Origin of the sequence: Streptomyces sp. NPDC015139 (genome assembly GCF_043079785.1) — a bacterium.
GTDB lineage: Bacteria > Actinomycetota > Actinomycetes > Streptomycetales > Streptomycetaceae > Streptomyces > Streptomyces albidocamelliae.
The window spans coordinates 1-17,082 of the sequence record NZ_JBIBUW010000042.1 but is presented as its reverse complement, the minus strand read 5'-3'; the positions used below and the strand labels follow the sequence as shown (position 1 = coordinate 17,082).

General features: G+C 70.6%; 12 protein-coding genes and 2 pseudogenes. 8 read left to right on the top strand and 6 right to left on the bottom strand.

What is annotated here, in order from left to right; genetic code table 11:
* Positions 1-141 precede the first annotated feature (141 nt).
* Positions 142-972, top strand: coding sequence for a phytanoyl-CoA dioxygenase family protein (locus ACF08B_RS40890; protein ID WP_392322114.1), 831 nt, complete (start codon positions 142-144; stop codon positions 970-972).
* Positions 973-1,372: 400 nt separating this feature from the next.
* Here the strand turns inward: ACF08B_RS40890 and ACF08B_RS40885 are convergent, their stop codons facing one another.
* Positions 1,373-2,311 carry a M56 family metallopeptidase gene (locus tag ACF08B_RS40885; RefSeq protein ID WP_392322113.1) on the bottom strand — a complete coding sequence of 313 codons (939 nt, stop codon included), beginning with the start codon at positions 2,309-2,311 and terminating at the stop codon, positions 1,373-1,375.
* Positions 2,312-2,563: 252 nt separating this feature from the next.
* On the opposite strand from ACF08B_RS40885, the gene ACF08B_RS40880 reads away from it, so the two are divergent.
* Positions 2,564-3,187 (top strand): TetR/AcrR family transcriptional regulator, encoded by a 624-nt coding sequence (locus ACF08B_RS40880; protein WP_392322112.1) that lies wholly within the window; start codon positions 2,564-2,566, stop codon positions 3,185-3,187.
* Between the two features lie 72 nt (positions 3,188-3,259).
* Here the strand turns inward: ACF08B_RS40880 and ACF08B_RS40875 are convergent, their stop codons facing one another.
* Positions 3,260-6,475 (bottom strand): cytochrome P450, encoded by a 3,216-nt coding sequence (locus tag ACF08B_RS40875; RefSeq protein WP_392322111.1) that lies wholly within the window; start codon positions 6,473-6,475, stop codon positions 3,260-3,262.
* 229 nt (positions 6,476-6,704) lie between these two features.
* Between ACF08B_RS40875 and ACF08B_RS40870 the strand changes: the two genes are divergently transcribed.
* The 5 genes from ACF08B_RS40870 to ACF08B_RS40850 all read left to right on the top strand — a co-directional run bounded on the left by ACF08B_RS40870 (position 6,705) and on the right by ACF08B_RS40850 (position 12,681).
* On the top strand, positions 6,705-7,769 hold the full coding sequence (locus ACF08B_RS40870; RefSeq protein ID WP_392322110.1) for a zinc-binding dehydrogenase: 1,065 nt from the start codon (positions 6,705-6,707) through the stop codon (positions 7,767-7,769).
* Positions 7,770-8,243: 474 nt separating this feature from the next.
* Positions 8,244-10,358, top strand: coding sequence for a SpoIIE family protein phosphatase (locus ACF08B_RS40865; protein WP_392322109.1), 2,115 nt, complete (start codon positions 8,244-8,246; stop codon positions 10,356-10,358).
* Between the two features lie 201 nt (positions 10,359-10,559).
* Positions 10,560-10,808 (top strand): hypothetical protein, encoded by a 249-nt coding sequence (locus ACF08B_RS40860; RefSeq protein WP_392322108.1) that lies wholly within the window; start codon positions 10,560-10,562, stop codon positions 10,806-10,808.
* 247 nt (positions 10,809-11,055) lie between these two features.
* A complete protein-coding gene (locus tag ACF08B_RS40855; protein WP_392322107.1) occupies positions 11,056-11,415 on the top strand; it encodes a hypothetical protein in 360 nt (119 codons plus the stop codon).
* Between the two features lie 372 nt (positions 11,416-11,787).
* On the top strand, positions 11,788-12,681 hold the full coding sequence (locus ACF08B_RS40850) for a S1 family peptidase (RefSeq protein WP_392322106.1): 894 nt from the start codon (positions 11,788-11,790) through the stop codon (positions 12,679-12,681).
* Between the two features lie 498 nt (positions 12,682-13,179).
* On the opposite strand, the gene ACF08B_RS40845 is transcribed toward ACF08B_RS40850, so the two are convergent.
* Together ACF08B_RS40845 and ACF08B_RS40840 are read right to left on the bottom strand one after the other, a co-directional pair.
* A complete protein-coding gene (locus tag ACF08B_RS40845) occupies positions 13,180-13,650 on the bottom strand; it encodes a hypothetical protein (RefSeq protein ID WP_392322105.1) in 471 nt (156 codons plus the stop codon).
* A 151-nt stretch (positions 13,651-13,801) separates the two neighbouring features.
* Positions 13,802-15,256, bottom strand: a complete 1,455-nt coding sequence (locus ACF08B_RS40840) for an RNB domain-containing ribonuclease (RefSeq protein ID WP_392322104.1) — start codon at positions 15,254-15,256, stop codon at positions 13,802-13,804.
* Positions 15,257-15,410: 154 nt separating this feature from the next.
* Between ACF08B_RS40840 and ACF08B_RS40835 the strand changes: the two are divergent.
* Positions 15,411-15,593 (top strand): annotated as a pseudogene (locus tag ACF08B_RS40835) (hypothetical protein); the annotation flags it as partial.
* 280 nt (positions 15,594-15,873) lie between these two features.
* Here the strand turns inward: ACF08B_RS40835 and ACF08B_RS40830 are convergent.
* Positions 15,874-16,284: a hypothetical protein gene (locus ACF08B_RS40830; RefSeq protein ID WP_392322103.1), complete on the bottom strand. Its 411-nt coding sequence runs from the start codon at positions 16,282-16,284 to the stop codon at positions 15,874-15,876.
* A 693-nt stretch (positions 16,285-16,977) separates the two neighbouring features.
* A pseudogene (locus tag ACF08B_RS40825) lies at positions 16,978-17,082 on the bottom strand (IS5/IS1182 family transposase); the annotation flags it as partial.

The window sequence follows — 17,082 nt, the reverse complement described above, 5'->3', positions numbered from 1 at the left end:
CTCTAGCCCCCACCAAGATCACCGCAAGTAACCAACCACACGACCCGATCAGCAAGACCACACACCTCTACATACACAAAGGAATTGACAACCTCGAGAGTTCACATGACAGCACAGAAGCAGCCCCAGACCCTTTCGTCGGTGGCGACTGACACGCCGACGAAGGAGATTCTCAAGCTTCTGACCCGCGACGGAGGCGTCATCGTCAAGAGCTTCCTGACGACGGAGCAGATGAACCGCTTCAACGCCGAGATCGAGCCACCGCTGCAGGCGCTTCGCCCGGGCTCGACCCACGAGAACGAAATGGTGGCCGCGTTCCACGGGAACAACACCAAGCGACTCACGAACCTGGTCACGCACAGCGCCACGTTCCGCAATGAGATCCTCGAACACTCCCTGGTCCACGAGATCTGCGACCAGATCTTCCTCCCGGAGTCGGGCACATACTGGATGACCACAGCCCAGGTGATCGAGATCGGTCCCCACAGCCAGGCCCAGATGCTGCACCGGGACCTGGAGAACTGGTTCCCGTTCATCGGGATGGGGCCCAACGGACCGGAAGTCACTCTCAACTTCCTCATCGCCCTGACCGACTTCACGGAGGAGAACGGCGCCACCCGAGTCATCCCGGGGAGCAACCACTGGAGCGACTTCGAGGACCGCGGGACTCCTGAACAGACGATTCCCGCGACCATGAACGCCGGAGACGCCCTTCTGTTCAGCGGCAAGACCGCGCACGGTGGTGGCGCGAACCAGACCAGCGACGAGTACCGGCGGGCTGTGGCCTTCGCCCTCAATCCGGGCTTCCTCACCGGCGAGGAGGCGTACCCCTTCCTGGTGGACATGGAGGTCGCCAGGACGCTCTCGCCGCGTGTCCAGCGCATGCTCGGGTTCCGCTCCCAGTACCCGACGGGCTCTCCTGGCCTGTGGCAGGTCGACTACGCCGACCTCGGCGACTACCTCGATCTCTGAGAGCCGGCCCGCTCGGCTCACGTGCCCCGGCCAGCGCCGTATGCCGGTCAAATGGACAGGCCCGAGGGGGCTCGCGCAGCGTCGCAGCAAGGCGCGGACGTCACCGGGGACCGCAGGGACGGTGTTGCGGTCAGGTACGGCGCTCGCCTGAAGCCTTGTGCTCGGCGGGACCGCGCGCGAGGGCGAGCAGTTGCCCTCAGTCGACCGGGGGCGCTGGTGGCGGTGCCGGGGTGGTCGCGTGGTAGCAGCACCCGTAGCGCGCGGGGCCGCACCGAGCACACGTGGTCTTCGTTTCCTGTCTACGGCCTTCTCCTGAAGGGGTGTTGATCCGTCCTGCCTCATCAGCCTGGCGCTGCGCCCTTGGCCGAGTGCGTCCCGGGCGCCCGTACGGGTTGGCCGGTCAGTCCAGCGCGTCGATTCCCGGCGCGAAGGTGATGAGCAGCGGCAGCAGTGGGGCCAGTGCCGCCACGGTGGCGATGCGGGTGCGTTGTAGTGGCTTGAGCGTCGGCAGGGGCTTCAGAAGACGGTTCACCCGGTCTTTGAGCAGGCGGCGGCTGGATGCGCGGGAGAGGGCCCCTCGGTGCTGGTTCAGCTCGATGAGGGCCAGCGCGGTGGTGACATGCCCGCACTGCCGCGCGGCGGTGTCGTCGGCGGCCAGCTCAACCAGCCGATGGGTCTGTTCACAGAAATGGGTGAAGAGCGGCACCTTGGGGAAGCCGCCCGCCAGGGCAGCGGACAGATGCCGCAGCCAGTCGTGGCGGGCACGGGCATGACCGCGCTCGTGCGTGAGGACGGCGTCCAGTTGGCGGTCGGTCAGCCGGCGCAGCGCCTCAGTGGTGACGATGAGCCGGGACGGGCTGCCGGGCATCCACCAGGCGTCCGGGTACTCCTCCTCCAGGACCAGCAGGGGGCCGCGGCTCGCTGGAAGGCCGGCGGGGAGCTCGGGCGCCCGCTCCCGCATTCGTGCCCGGGCCGCAGTCCGGGCCCGGCAGACCGCCCTGAGCTGCCCGACCAGCACGGCCGCGCTCCAAGCGGCTCCTGCCGCCATCAGCAGGATGAGGGCCGTGGCCCAGGCGGGGGCGGAGGACAGCTGGTAGGCGGCGACGACACCGGGTGGCGCGGAGCCGAAGAGGTGGTCGCGGACGGTACGGAAGATGGCGGCCATGCCCAGTACCAGCGCGGTCAGGCAGCTCAGCAGGGCGGTGGCGACCAGGCACTGCCACACCCACAGGCCGAGCACGGGGCTCTGCTCCGGCCAGGTCGCCCGGTTCAGCGCCCGAGCGACCGGCACGGCGGCAGCCAGGCCGATAGCGCAGAGCAGGAGTAGGCAGCTGGTCATTCCGGAGCTCCGGTGGCTGATGGGCGGAGACGGCCTGCGGGGGCCACGGCTTGCAGGTGGTGTAGGTGTCTTGCGTCCATGTTTCCTCGCGTGCGCCGCCCCGCAGGAGCGGACCCGGCGCCCTTATCTGCACGGGGCGGTGCCGAGCGTCAGGCGCGCCGTACCGGGAGAGGAGGCTCCCCGGCGGCGCGGTCCGGCGCGGTGCCGCCACGAACGACTTGGTCCAGTGACTAAGTCGGTATAGTCGAACGCATGGCTCATGTTTCCGCGGCCGAGCGCCGACCCCAGCTGATCAAGGCGGCCATCGCCCTCATGACGAGGGAGGGTGTGACCGCGGGCAGTACGCGTGCCATCGCCGCGGAACTGGGTGTCGCCCAGGCGACGGTCCATTACACCTTCGGCACGAAGGAGGACCTCTACCGGGCGGTCATGGAGCAGCTCACTGGTGACCTGATCGCGCAGGTCGCGCGGGCGGCTCCGCAGGACGCGGGCTTCGAGGAGACGATCGCCGCGATGGCCGGCGCTCTGTGGCGCACGGTCGAGGAGGAGGCGAGCGGTTATCAGCTGCTGACGGAGCTGGCCATGCTGGCCCTGCGCACTCCTGGTCTCTTCGAAGCCCGTACGGCCCACTACCGGCAGGTCAACGAGGTCACGGAGCGCATCTTCACCGAGACCGCGTCCCGCACCGGGTATGTCCTCGCCCAGCCTGCCGGCCTGGTCGCCCGGTTCTTCCTCTCGGGCTTCGACGGCCTGACGACGCAACGTCTCTACGCCCCGGAGGAGCCTACGGACGACACGGGCCTGCGGGCCTTGATCGCTGCGACCGTTGCACTGGCCGGCGGCAGGCTCGAACTCGCGGACGTCCCGACCGGCTGACGGCCACGGGCGTCCGCGCGTTCGTGGCCGTAGCTCTCCGAGGAGCCGATCAGCAGCTCTCCGAGGAGCCGGTCAACCGGCCCAGACGTCCTCGACATAGCGACCGGACTCGACGAGGCTGATCAGCCAGGCGGCCGCCGCTCCCTCGTCCGCGCCGGTCCGCTCGCGGTATGTCGCCATGAACGCCTCGCGCACCGCCGGCGCCATCCGCCGCCCGTCACCGCAGATGTAGACCTTGCCGCCGGCCTCCAACACGGCCCAGACCTCGTCGGCTTCCCGGGCGATGCGCTCCTGGACGAAGCGGGCACCGTCGACGGGCGCGTGCATGAAGGTGGGGCGCATGCTGACGGCGCCGGCTGCCTCGGCCGCCTCGAACTCGTCCCGGTGGAGGTAGTCCACGTCCGGGTGGTCACAGCCGAAGTAGCAGAGCAGGGTGCCGGTCGAGCCGGTGTGGTGCCGGTCGAGGACGGCGCCGCGGAAGGGCGCGAGGCCGGTGCCGGCGCTGATCAGGATCACCGGTACGGAGGGGTCCGCGGGGAGGCGGAAGGAATCGCTGCACGGCAGCACCCGCGCCTGGACCATGTCGCCGGCCCGGATCGTCTGCGCGTAGTGCGAGGCGATGCCGCGGAAGGTGCCCTCTCCCCCGCGGTGGGGCGCGGCGAGCAGCGAGATCATGAGGTCCACCTCGCCGGGCGAGGCCGCGGCGGAGGAGGAGACCGAGTAGTGCCGGGGGCGCAACACCGGCAGCAGCTCCAGGAAGGTCTCGAAGGGCAGTTCGCAGGCGCGGTACTGCTCCAGGAGGTCGAGGAGGCTGCGTCCGGCGGAGGTCACCCGCTCGCGGAAGGTGTCGGCATCGGCGGCGGCGAGTTCGGCGAGTGGCTGCTTCTCCGGCGGGCAGCCGGTGTGCTCGGCGAGCACAGCGACCTGCTCCTGGGTGGCCGCGTCCTGGAGTTCGACGAAGTCGGTGAGCAGGCGGCGCAGGGTCAGCGGCCGGTCGATGGGCAGGGCGCCCCGGCTCCGGCGGCGGGCGCGCAGCCGGACGGTGCGGTCCAGGTCGAGGGCGAAGCGGGCGGCGACCCGCTGGACGAGGGCGTCGGGGTTGCCCGGCAGGATGGCGAGGTGGTCGGCGGTGCGGTAGGTGACGCCCTCCGGCAGACGGAGCTTCAGGAAGCGCTTGGAGCGGCCGAGTTCGTGGTCGGTGTCGACGAGTTCGTACGCTTCGAGGACCTCCATCGGCTGGACGCCGTGGCGGTCGGCGAGGCCGCCGATCACCGACTCGGAGGTGTCCTCCAGTTCGTACAGGCCCTGGCCTTCGTCGGTGGGTTCGGCGGCGGGGGCGGCTCCGTCGACGGCCTCGCCGTAGGTGTCGAGCAGCGCGGCCCACAGGTCGGCGGTCCACCGGTCGACCGTGCCGGCGAAGTCGCCGGAGGCGTCGGCTGCGCCGCGCTCCAGGAGCGGCGTGGCACCGGCGGCCGCCAGGCGCTCGTCGATCAGGGTGGGGATCCGCTGGTAGGTGGCGGCCCAGTTGCGGTCGCCGACGCCGAGCACGGCGTACCGGAGTCCTTCGAGGGAGCCGGGCTCCAGGGTCTCCAGCCAGGCGACGAACTCGGCGGCGTCGTCGGTGGGGCGGCCGTTGTAGGAGGCGGTGACGATGACGAGGGGGCCCTCGGTGCCGGCCAGCTTCCCGGCGCGATCGTCCAGGGAGGCGACGGACGGGGTGAAGCCGTGGTCCTCCCCGTCGGTGCCCAGGTCGCGGGCGATACCGGCGCAGGTACCGAGGTTGGAGCCGTGCAGCAGGGTGAGTGCGGTGCCGGTGGCGCGCCGGACGGTGGCCGCGTCCCGGCCGCCTGCGGTCGTGGTCGTGGCGACGGCGGGCATCCTGCGTTCGTCGCTGGTGCGGCGGGCCAGGCGGAGGGTGAAGCCGTCGGGCTTGATGGTGAGGGAGGACTTGATCTTCAGCTGGTAGTCGGTGTGGTCGACCAGGCGGTAGCGGTGGACGAGGAGGCCGAGCAGCAGCGTGGCTTCGTGCAGGGCGAACTGGCGGCCGATGCAGGCGCGTTCACCGTTGCCGAAGGGCTTGAAGAGGTGGACGGAGCGGGCTTCCTCGCGCTCGGGTGAGAAGCGCTCGGGATCGAACAGCTCGACGTTCTCGCCCCAGGCCGGGTCGCGGTGCAGGGCGGGGGTGATCACCATCAGCGACTCGCCCTTGCGGACGGCGTACTTGCCGCCGATGACGGTGTCCTCGATGGGCTCGACGGCGAAGCCGGGCGCGGTGGGCCACAGCCGCAGGCTTTCGTTGAGGACCTGGCGGATGTAGCTGAGCTTGCCGATCTCGGCGTAGTCGGGATCGGGCATGTCGGTGTCGCCCCAGAGGGCGTCGACCTCGGCCTGAGCCCGCTTGAGCACCTCGGGGTGCTTGGTCAGGTAGTAGAGCGCGAAGGAGAGGGCGCCGCTGGTGGTCTCGTGGCCGGCGATCAGGAAGGTGATCACCTGGTGGCGGATGTTGACGTCGTCCAGGGGCTGGCCGGTCGCCGGGTCCTTGGTGTGCAGCATCATGCCGAGGAGGTCGTCGGTGCTGCTGTCGCCGGACGCCCGGCGCTGCCGGATGACGTCGTCGACGAGGTCGGTCATCAACTGGGCGTCCTTGCGGAAGCGCTCGACCTGCTTGCGCTTGAAGATCTCGGTGCCCGGGATGGACTCGCTCTTCTCCTGGGTGAAGCCGAGGGCGCGGGCCATCGCCTCGACGAAGGGGTGGAGGTCGTTGCGGCGGAAGGACTCGAAGTCGTAGCCGAAGCCGCAGAAGCCGATGGTGTCGAATGTCAGCCGGGTCATGTCGTCGGGGACGTCGACGGACTGCACTCCGGCGATCCTGTCCCACTTGCCGATGAGCGAACGGGCCACCTTGAGCATGGTGCCGTGGTAGCCGCGCATCGCCCCCAGCGAGAAGGCCGGCATCAGGATGTCGTGGGCCTTGCGCCAGTTCGGCTCGTGGTTGAAGGCGGTGAACAGGCCGTCGCCGGCGATCTGGCGGACCTCGACGAGGTCCCCGTGCACATTCTTGCGGAAGCGGGTCTCGTCGGACAGTTCGGTCACCAGGTCCAGCCCGCCTACGACGACGGTCTCGGTCCCGAAGAGGCGGACGCGGTAGATCGGCCCGAACTCCCTGACCTCCTTCATGAGGTGGGCGAGCCCGTCGGCGCCCCCGGGGAAGGTGAGGGCGTGTCCGATCAGGGGCAGCGCGGGGCGCTCGGGGATCGCCCGGGCCCTGCCAACGGACATCTGAGTCATGAACGTGCCTTTCGTCGCACACCAGCAGTCGCTTGGCATCCACCATACAGACGACATTGTCACCCGATCATGTCGGCCGACTGTGTTGCTCGACACGAGCATGCGACGGAACTAAATCGCGAGCGAGAACGTAGGTCCGCTCCCGCTTGACATCCGACCCGGTCCATCGACACGGTTGGGTGACTTGTTCAGTCGAACATATTGAGCTGAGAGAAACCGAGGTCCCACCATGAGCAGCACGATGCTCGCCGGACGGCTCCGTCTGGACACCCGCTCCTTCGCGGTGGAAGAGGTCCCCGTGCCGGTGCCCGGCCCGGGCGAGGTCCTCGTCGAGGTGCGGGCGGCGGGCGTCTGCCTGTCGGACGTCCACCTGATCGACGGCAGCCTCAGTCCCTTCTTCCCGGTCGACGCGGTCACGAAGGCGGGCGCCGTCACCCTCGGCCACGAGGTCGCCGGTGTCGTCCACACCCTCGGCCCGGACGTGAAGGGCGACTGGACCCCCGGGCAGCGCGTGGTCCTCCAGGCCGGCGAGGCCTGCGGCGACTGCCCCGGCTGCCTGCGCCGCATGATGTGCCACCGGCCGCTCACCCGCGGCCTGGACTACGACGGCGGCTGGGCGCAGTACACGATCGCCCGCGAGGAGACCCTCCTGCCCATCCCGGACGACCTGCCCTTCGACCAGGCCGCGATCATCCCCGACGCGGTCTCCACCCCGTACGCCGCGATCGTGGGCACCGCCGCGGTCCGCCCCGCCCAGTCGCTCGGCATCTGGGGCGCGGGCGGCCTCGGCGCCCACGCCGTGCGGCTGGCCCGGATGGTCGGCGCGGCGCCGATCCTCGCGATCGACCCGCTGCCGTCGGCCCGCGAGCGGGCCCTGGTCTTCGGCGCGGACGTCGCCCTCGACCCGCTCGCCCCGGACTTCGCGGAGTCGGTGCGGGAGGCGACGGCCGGGCGCGGCCTCGACGTCGCCCTCGACTTCGCGGGCGTGGGCGCCGCCCGCGCCCAGGCCGCGTCGGTCCTCGGCCCGTTCGGTTCGCTCGTCCTGGCCGGACTCACCCCGGAGCCGGTCACGATCGCCGACAGCATCGGATTCTGCTTCAACGTCAACCAGGTCCGCGGCCACTACGGCTCCGAGCCCGAGCACGTGGAACAGCTCGTCGGGCTGGCCGCGGCCGGGCGCATCGACCTGGCCCCGTCCATCACGGCCCACGTGCCGCTGGCCGACGCGGCGGAGGCGGTCGCCCGCCTGGAGAAAAAGGTCGGCGACCCGATCCGCCTGGTGCTCACCCCCTGAGCATCCCCGTCGCGCGACCGCGCCCTTCCGGCGGCCCGCCCGGCCTCCGGAAGGGTGTCCGCGCGTGCGGAGGCGTCCCGCGCGGACGGCGGTCGGACCCTCCTCAGACCCGTACGGGCTCCGCCCCGGCCGCCGCGCGCGCCCTCCTGCTGCCGATCCCAGCGAGAGTCCGCGGTCAAAGCCGTCCCAGAAGAAGCTGAGGACCAGGACGGGGAAGGCGCAGGAGGCGGGGACGCGCGACGAGAAGCTGAGCGGGAACTCGACGGGATAGCCGTGGAGGGCAACGTCGAGCGTGAGGCCGACGGCACAGGGGACGAATTCTCATCGAGTCTGGAAGAGGGGAGTCTGGCGACGGGCGGAGGGAGGCCGTCGACCGGCCCGGCCCGCGGGGGCGAGGACCTCCGCCCGGACCGGGCGGACCCGGCGGCATGGCCTCCAGTGGCACCCGCCGCACCACCTCCGCAGACTTTCCGTATGGGGACCGACGCAGTGGAACTCCTCCGCCGACTCGCCCGGGAGTTCAGGCCGCGGACGGATCACTCGGTCGACATGCTGCTCACCCGGCTCCGCCAGGAGCTCCCGGAGCTGTGGGAGCACGAGGACCTGGCCGCCATGGCGGTGACCGAGACGGCCTGCCACGTCACCGCCTTCCTCGACGTCCTGGAACACGGCACGGACGCCTCGGAGACCGCGGCGCCCCCGGAGGCCCTCGAACTCGCGCGGGCCTTCGCCCGGCGCGGGCTGTCGCTCAGCACGCTGCTCCGCGCCTACCGGATCGGCCACCTCAGCCTGCTCGAGCAGCTCCAGGCCGAGGCACCCCGACTGACCGACGACGCGGAGCTGTTCAACGCCGCCGCGGTCCGGCTCACCGGGGCGGGGTTCGCGTACGTCGACCGCAGCTCGGAGCAGGTCGTCGGCGCCTACCAGGAGGAACGAGACCGGCGACTGCGGCGGAGGCTCGCGCTGGCGGCGGAGGCGAGCCGGCGGATCGGCAGCACCCTCGACATCGCGCGCACCGCCGAGGAACTGGCCGAGGTCGGCACGGAGGACTTCGCCGACGCGGTCACCGTCGACCTCCTGGAGTCGACCCTCCGCGAGGACGGCCCGCCTCTACGCCCCGGGGCCGGACTCCCGCTCCGGCGCATCGCCCAACTCGCGGGCGGGGAAACGTCGTTCGTGGTCCCCACCGGCGGGATCCACCACTTCCCTCCGGGGTCCGCGCCCGACCGCGCGCTGGCCACGGGCACGCCCGGCCGGTACACCGCCGAGACGCGGGACGGCCGGGCCACGGCGGGCGCCGACGACGCCTTCCCCTCGGCGCTCCTGCTCCCCCTCCAGGCACGCGGGACCGTCCTGGGGCTCGTCCGGTTCCTCCGGGGCCCCGGCACGACACCGTTCGACGACGACGACCTGCACCTCGGCCAGGAGATCGCCGCCCGGGCGGCGGTGTCGATCGACAACGCACGCCGGTACACCCACGAACACCTGACCGCGCTCACCCTCCAGCGCAGTCTCCTCCCTCGGCACACGGCGGAGCAGTCGGCGGTGCACGTGGCCTCCCGCTACCTGCCCAGCGGCTCCCGGGCGGGCGTGGGCGGCGACTGGTACGACGTGATCCCGCTGTCCGGCGCCCGCGTCGCGCTCGTCGTGGGCGATGTCGTCGGCCACGGGCTGCACGCCGCCGCCACGATGGGCCGGCTCCGTACGGCGGTGCGCGCCTTCGCCGACATCGACCTGATGCCCGACGAACTCCTCACCCACCTCGACGACGTGTTGATCCGGATGCAACGTGAGGAGGGCCACGGCGTCGCTGAGCTCAGCGCCACCTGCCTGTACGCGGTGTACGACCCGGTGTCCCGGGTCTGCTCGCTGGCGAGCGCGGGGCACGTACTCCCGATCGTCGGACACCCTCCGGGCACTGACCCGGGCGACCTGCCCGAGCCGCCGATCGGGCCACCCCTGGGGCTGGGCGGACTGCCCTTCGAGACAGCCCAGGTGACCCTGGAGGAGGGCAGCCTGCTGGCGCTGTACACCGATGGCCTCATCCAGAGCCGTACCCGTGACGTGGATGCCGCGCGCGCCGCACTGAGCGCCGCTCTCGCCGGAGCGCCGGAGGATCCGGAGCAGATCTGCGACCGGCTGCTCGACACTCTGGCGCCCGACCGTCCCGCGGACGACGTCGCCCTCCTGGTGGCGCGCACGCGTGCGCTCGACCCGGATCTCGTGGCCACGCTCGACATCCCGTCCGACCCCGCGGCCGTCGCCGGGGCCCGGACCTTCACCACCGAGCGGCTCGCCACGTGGGGCCTGGAGGAGCTCGCCTTCACCACGGAGCTCGCGGTCAGCGAGCTGGTGACGAACGCGATCCGGTACGGCAAGCCGCCCGTCAGGCTGCGCCTGATCCTCCAGTCGATGCTTACCGTCGAGGTCTCCGACTCCAGCAGCACCGCACCGCATCTGCGCCGGGCCCGGACCTTCGACGAGGGCGGCCGCGGGCTGCTGCTCGTCGCCCAGCTCACCGAGCGCTGGGGCACCCGGCACCACCGCGAGGGCAAGGTCATCTGGGCGGAGCAGGCCCTTCCCGACTGATCGGCAGGCCCTTCCCGCCCGCCCCGGGGGCGCGGCCCTGCCGGGCCTGTCGCCGCCTCGGCAGGTCCGTACCGCCGGTTCCCGCCCCTCACCCGACTCCAGGGACCTAGACGGCATCCGGCCGCCAGCCAAACGACGGGCTTCGGCTGTCTGACGGCCACGGCCACCTGGGGCGCCTTCCCCGGCCACACCCTCGACGACGTGCAGAGCGGGACCGGCGTCGTACACAACGCGCTGCTCCTGGACGGTCCGGGGCGTACGGTGGTGCGCGGCCCGTTCCGCCCGGCGCCGCGCGCGATACTCCACGGAGAGCTGGTCATGTCTCCCAGGCCGCCGTGGTTCGTCATCAACCGCACCGCCGCCACCACGGGCCGGCTCCTCGCCGACTTCGCCTCGGCACCCCGCTGGAGCGCCCTGCCGGGGATCTTCTCCTCCGCGCTGGGCGGCTGACTCGCGCACGGACGGGGCCTTCCGGCACGGGCCGGCGGGGCCCGTCACGCGCGCCGGTCCCCCGTAGGCGGCCCCTCCCGGCCCGCGCGTCCCGCCGCGGGTGCCGGGCGAACCAGCGGGCGACCGGCTCCATGCTGACGCCGTGCGCGACTACGCTCAGCAGCGCGCCCGCGCAGGTCACGTTGACGGCGGACGCGCCTGCCCGTCCGGCAACTGGTTGTACACGAGGACGGCGGGAGCAAGGTCGATGGGCGTGACGAGGAGCGCGGCCACGGCCAGGCCACCAGCTTGCGTCGGGGAAGAGGGCGGCGCCGAGGGGCACGAGCAGGACGCCCGGGCCCTGCGCCCCGGTCCGCTGGACGAGCCGCGCACATCGCTCCCGGCGGACACCAGGGAACCACCGCTCCGCCAGCTCGTCCGGAACGGCCGCCTGCTGCGCACCGTCACTGAGATCGACGCCCGCTGGTACGGCACCTCCCACCAGAAGGGCGTGATCGACGGCGCCCCGGAGTTCCACCGCCGCCTCGACGCCTTCGAGGACGTGCACGGACTCGGGACGCCGTCCTCCTCTCATACCTCCGCGAACCGCGCACGATCGAGGACATAGTCGGCCACCGGCTGGTCTACCGCCCGCACGTCGAAGCCCCGCACATGGAACCGGTGGAACGCCGGACGGCGGTACGCCACCTGGACCGGCTGACACGATCCGGACTCGTCACCGAGGTGCAACCGGGGAGGTACCGCGTCTCCCACTGACCGGTCACGTACCGGCCGTGCCCGGAGGAAGCCCGCCGAGCACCACGATGATGGAATCCGGGACCACCGTCCGTCACCTACATGTGCGGGAACCTCGCGGGAAAAGAACGTATCTGACAGGGCGGTAGGCCACCGCCGACGGATGGAGCCCACGCGTCGCCGGTCCGGCGGGGCACTCGGGGCCTCCGGCGTGGTGGCACTTCGGAGATTGGAGACACCCCCCATGCGTCTTTCCACCGCCTGCAGAACCACGTCACGGCGGATCGCCTCCGCCGCTGTCGCAGCCGGCACGGTCGTCGGACTCCTCGGCACGTTCACCGCGGCAGCCGACGCGGCGACAGGAGCGCACCCCACCCGCCCGAACCGTCCCATCATCGGCGGCACCGAGAAGCCCGTCGGCTCGTACCCGTTCATGGCGGCGTTGCTGACGAAGGGCCGGGGCAACCCGCAGGACCGGCAGTTCTGCGGTGGCAGCCTGCTGGCACCCAACATCGTCATGACAGCTGCGCACTGCGTCATCGACGCCCCGCCCAAGCAGCTCGAGACGGTCGTCGGCCGCACCGTGCTGTCCAAGAAGAACCAGGGCCACCTGCGCAACGTCACCGACGTCGTCGTCCACCCCCGCTACGCCCGCGGGCAGGAGGCGTACGACATCGCGTTCCTGATGCTGGACAAGCCCGTGACCGGCACCGCACCGGTCAACTTGCCGACCGCCGGCACAGATGCTCTCATCCGCCCGGGTGCCAAGGCGACCGTTGTCGGCTGGGGCAACACCGACACCGAAGTGCCGCACTACCCCGACCGGATACGCGCGGTGGACGTCCCGATCGTGTCGCACATCGAGTGCAAGGCGTCCTACCCGGACTACGACAAGAAGGTCAACGTCTGCGCCGGCGTCGAGGGCAAGGACTCCTGCCAGGGCGACAGCGGCGGCCCGATGTTCCGCAAGCTGCCGGGCCGCCGCGGGGTCTACCAGACGGGAATCGTTTCGTACGGCGACGGCTGCGCCTCCCAGGGCGCTCCGGGCGTGTACACGTACACCGGTTCGGCCAAGCTGTGGGACACCCTGAGCGAGTCCGCGAAGGGCAAGAAGCTGAAGCAGTTGCTCGGCCGCTGATCCGGCGCAAGGGTGGGCCCGGGTGACCGGCTGCCCGCCCCAGCGATACGTCCCGGGAAACCGGCAGGAGTGACATCAGCACCTTCACTCCTGCCGGCACGGAACCTTCACCCTCACCGCCTCCCCAAGTCACTGCACGCGATCCCCCAATACCCGCACGCTGCACCAAGGACTCGGGAGAGTTGTCGCCGGGAGACCCTGCTACAGCGCGCAGAGGCTTCCGTACATTCGGCATACACCGAAGCAGCCTTGCAGGCCTCCGCAGAAGCTCAAGCCGGTCCGTCAACCGGGCGACGCGGCCGCGAGCCGCGTCCCGACAGCGCAGCACGGCTAACCTGCTTCTGTCCTTTGCAAGTCCTCTCACCGACCGGCCTTCGATACGCATTTCACCAGTCCGCAGAGCCAGGGCCACCTGTCCCCTCACCGTTGACTGCGGTGCTGACACGATCTCGTTGTCGGAGCTGCCCAGGCAACCCTGCCTCTCAGACTTGCTGACGATCACTCAATGCCAAGGGGCCCGAAACCCAGGTCTTCACGCATGAGACGACGCATCTGAGCCATGGCCGTGCGACGCGTTCCTATCAGCGACGCTTCCTCGGCGGAGCCGACCGCCGTCCCCGTAGCGTAAGCGTCGCGTATCGCGCGCAGGCGATGAAACGCCTCGTTACTCGCCGCTACAACCTGCGGCGGGCCCACGAGCCAGAGGCGCTCGCTGGCTGTATAGAGCCCGGTGTCACGGACGGCCTCCCTCACAGCCGCGTCACGCGCCGACTCGGACCTGTGATCGCCCAGGGCAACGGCCCGCATCTCCTCTCCTGCCGCCTTGAGAGCGGACACGAACTCCGTGTACACCTCGCGTCGTACTTCCAGCGCGTGCCTGCCCTCCTCCCGGCGCCACCGGTTGCGATCGGCGATCAACGTGGCTGTGATGCCGATGACGGCACCGGTCAGTGTGGAGAGAAGCGACATCCAATCCATGTGCCGCAGCTTGGCGCAACTCGTGCGCCGGCACCAGTGGCGCCTACCACGGAGGCGGGCGACGTAGTCCCCGGGAGTACCGGCTCGCGTTTTCGGCACAGCCATCAGCGGCGATTGAGCGGGATCCTTCTTCCCAATCCCCTTAGGGCACGGTGAAGAGGACCTTGTCCTCGTCCGCGGCGGGGTCCGCCTGCTTGAGCCTGGCCCTGATGCTCGATCCGAGCTGGAGGTCCAGGCCGTTGGTCGAGACGACCTTGGCCAGCACGGCGGGGTCGGCCAGGAACACTTTGCCCTCGCGCGGCCTGCCCCGCTCCGCGTCGGTGTCGATGACCGCGGCGTCGAACACCTCGCCCACGCGGTCCTTGAGCACCGCGGCCTCGACCAGGTCCACGGTCTGCCGGTCCGCCAGGCCGCCCTTCCCCCGTGCCGTGTCGCACGGGATGCAGGAGAGGGCGTCGAGCACCCAGTTCGGCGGGGGCTTGTCCGCGCACGCCATCACGCACAGCTCACTGGTGTACCGGTCGACCAGGCGCCGCAGCGGAGCCGTGCAATGGGCGTACGGGGCCGCGATCGCTGCGTGCATCGTGTACGCCGGCTTCTGGTTGTCGCGGAAGACGGTGTACTCCGCCTTGAGCATCGTGCTCGTGGCCTCGGAGAGGAAGGCCATGTGCTGCTGGTTCTGGGGATCGAGCTTGCGGCCCAGCGTGGCGTACGAGATGCCGGGCCGCCAGACGATGCCCAGGGCCTTCGCGATGTCGTGCAGGCGCTTGATCACGTTCTGATCGGCCTGCTCCTTCTGGGTCCGCAGGATGCCGGTACCCGTGTCGAGCATGATCTGGGCCGCGGACATCCCGGTCATGAGGGAGATCTGCTCGTTCCAGCCCTCGATCGGCAGCGTCGCCACGTAGCGCAGCCGGAACGATCCGTCCTCGAGGGTGACCTCCTGGTCCGGCAGATTCACCGAGATGCCGCCGCGCGCGATTTCGACGGCCTCCCGCAGCTCGCCGATCTCGCGCAGCAGGGCGAGGGACTCCTCCGCCGTGCCGTTCTCGATGGCCTGCTGGGCGCCGGCGTAGTCGAGCTGGGCCCGACTTCGGATCACGGCCCGGCTCACGGACGAATCGGTCAGATTGCCGTGGGCGTCGAGGTCGTGCTGCCACAACAGGGCGGGGCGGTCCTTGTTCGGCAGCAGGCTGGCCGCGCCCTCGGAGAGGACGGGCGGGTGCAGGGGCACCTTGAGGTCGGGGAAGTACAGGGTTTCGATTCTGTCGTGCGCCTCGATGTCCAGAGGGCTGCCCGCCCTGACGAAGGTCGCCACGTCCGCGATGGCGTAGTACACGCGGTAGCCGCCACCGGGCCGCCGTTCCAGGTGCATGGCCTGGTCGAGGTCCTTCGAGGTCGGCGGGTCGATCGTGAAGAACGGCAGGTGGGTAGCGCCCTTGTCGGGCAAGCGCGCCTCACGTGCGGCCTTGTCGGCCGCTTTGAGTACGCGCTTGGGGAAGCTCAGGGGGACCTTCAGCTCCGCGCGGAGCTCCTCCAGCGCGGTGCGCAGAGCGTCCTGGGCCTCGGCAGACATGTGCATCGGGCGGCGTTGCATGCCTCGAGCGTAGGGCGGCGGTCACGAACCGGCGCGCCGAGCGGGGCCAGGCGGCGGAGGGGACCGGCGCGACGGCGGCCGCGCGGGCACATCCCGCCAGCCGCTCTGACTCGGGGTTGATGGAGGCTCTCGGGTGAGGTTCCGAGGGGACCGATTGCAGTTCAAGCCCGCCGGTTCCAGCAGCTACTCCACGGTCAAGACGGTGACTGCCAGCAGTACCGGCTACCTGAAAACCAGCGTGACAGCCTCCCAGGACGGCACCTGGCGCTGGAGATACAGCGGCAACACCACCACCGGTGCCAGCAACTCCTCCGGCGACTACGTCGACGTGACCTAAGACCCCTGCCACGGTCACCAGCCTGACCGCACAGTGAAGACCCCGCTCCGGCGGGGTCTTCACCGTCCCCGGCGCTGCCGTCGCTGGTGACAGGGGCACCTCGGTGGCGCCCTTGATTCACTGCGCGGCCCCGCCTCCCAGCTCACAGGTTGTCGATCGTGGAGCCCGGGCTGACAGGCGCGAGCGAACACGGGCCTCCACCACCGGGAGGCCGGAGCTCCCCGGCCGGGTTGCACCGGTCTCCCCCACAGGCACCTGTGTGAACGTGCTTGGAGCGTGGTCAGGCCGCCCAGACTCCCGTGTTCGCCGCCGTCGAACCGAAGTCGAAGTAGAAGTGCGTGCCGTCCTTGACGTCCGTCGCGACGACGGTCCACTGGCCCGCCGGGGCGGTCTTGTACGAGCCCTGGCAGTACGAGCCGCCGGAGCTGGGCAGCCAGCACACCGCGATGCTCGTGGTCGTGTTGGGCTTGATGTTTATGTCGGCGCAGTTGGTGGTCGCCGTCAGGTACGGGCCACCCTGCGGGTACCAGCGGTTCCCCGCGGGCTTGGAGTAGGACTTCGCACTGCCGTAGCAGGAGAGCGCCCCCGTCTCCCCGCTGGTCTGGGCCTGGGCGGCCGGCGCGGCGGCGAGGACGCCACCGAGCAGCACCGCCGAGAATAAGGACGCGGTGACAGCCTTCCTGACGCTCATGTTTCCCCCTCGGTGAAATGCCGGGTTCCCCGGTCGGTCCCCCTGGCGGCAGCGGTCCGGGCGGCCCCGTGGCATCGGCCTCCCGCACCGCCACCACAGGATGCTGCGGGACGCCCCCTGCGGTGAACAGGGCCAATATCGGTCATGTCCTTGCCATATTGCACGAGCCGGGCGGGGCGCCTGTCGAGTCGAGTGAAGGCGTTATCGGCCAGGTTCGACCCCACGCCGAGGCGGTCGTGGTGCTCGAAGAGCCGGACCCGAGCACCACTGCCGTGAGCACCGCATCCGCCACCGGCCGGGGCGCGGCCCTGTATCGAGCCGAAAGCTTCCACGGGACGGGCGACCAGCGCCTGCCCATGGCGTCTAGACCTCGAACTGCCGCGTCAGGTCCACCGTGAACGTCGGAGAACCGTCGAACGAGTGGGTGCCGTACCGGAAAAGAAGGCCATCACCGTCAGGCGCATCCGAGACGTCGAACAGCCTTCAGCCGCAGCGGAGGAAAGCCTGCCATACGTCCTCCGTGCCAATGTCGGCAAACGCGCGCTGCGCCGACCTTAGTTCGCCTTCAAGTAGCCCCACAGCCTCATCGACCAACGGCCTCCGCGTCATCCCCCGCCCTCCCTCATCGCAGCCGCACAGCCTGCTCAACCCGGCATACGTTCCCGGTCACAGCCCTAGGTCGTGTCCGCAAAGTCAGGGCAGCCAGAGTCGTAGGCAGGCGAGGGTGACCAGTGCCTGGTAGTGGCGGGCGCGTTTGTCGTAGCGGGTGGCCAGGGCTTTGTTGTGCTTGAGCCGGTT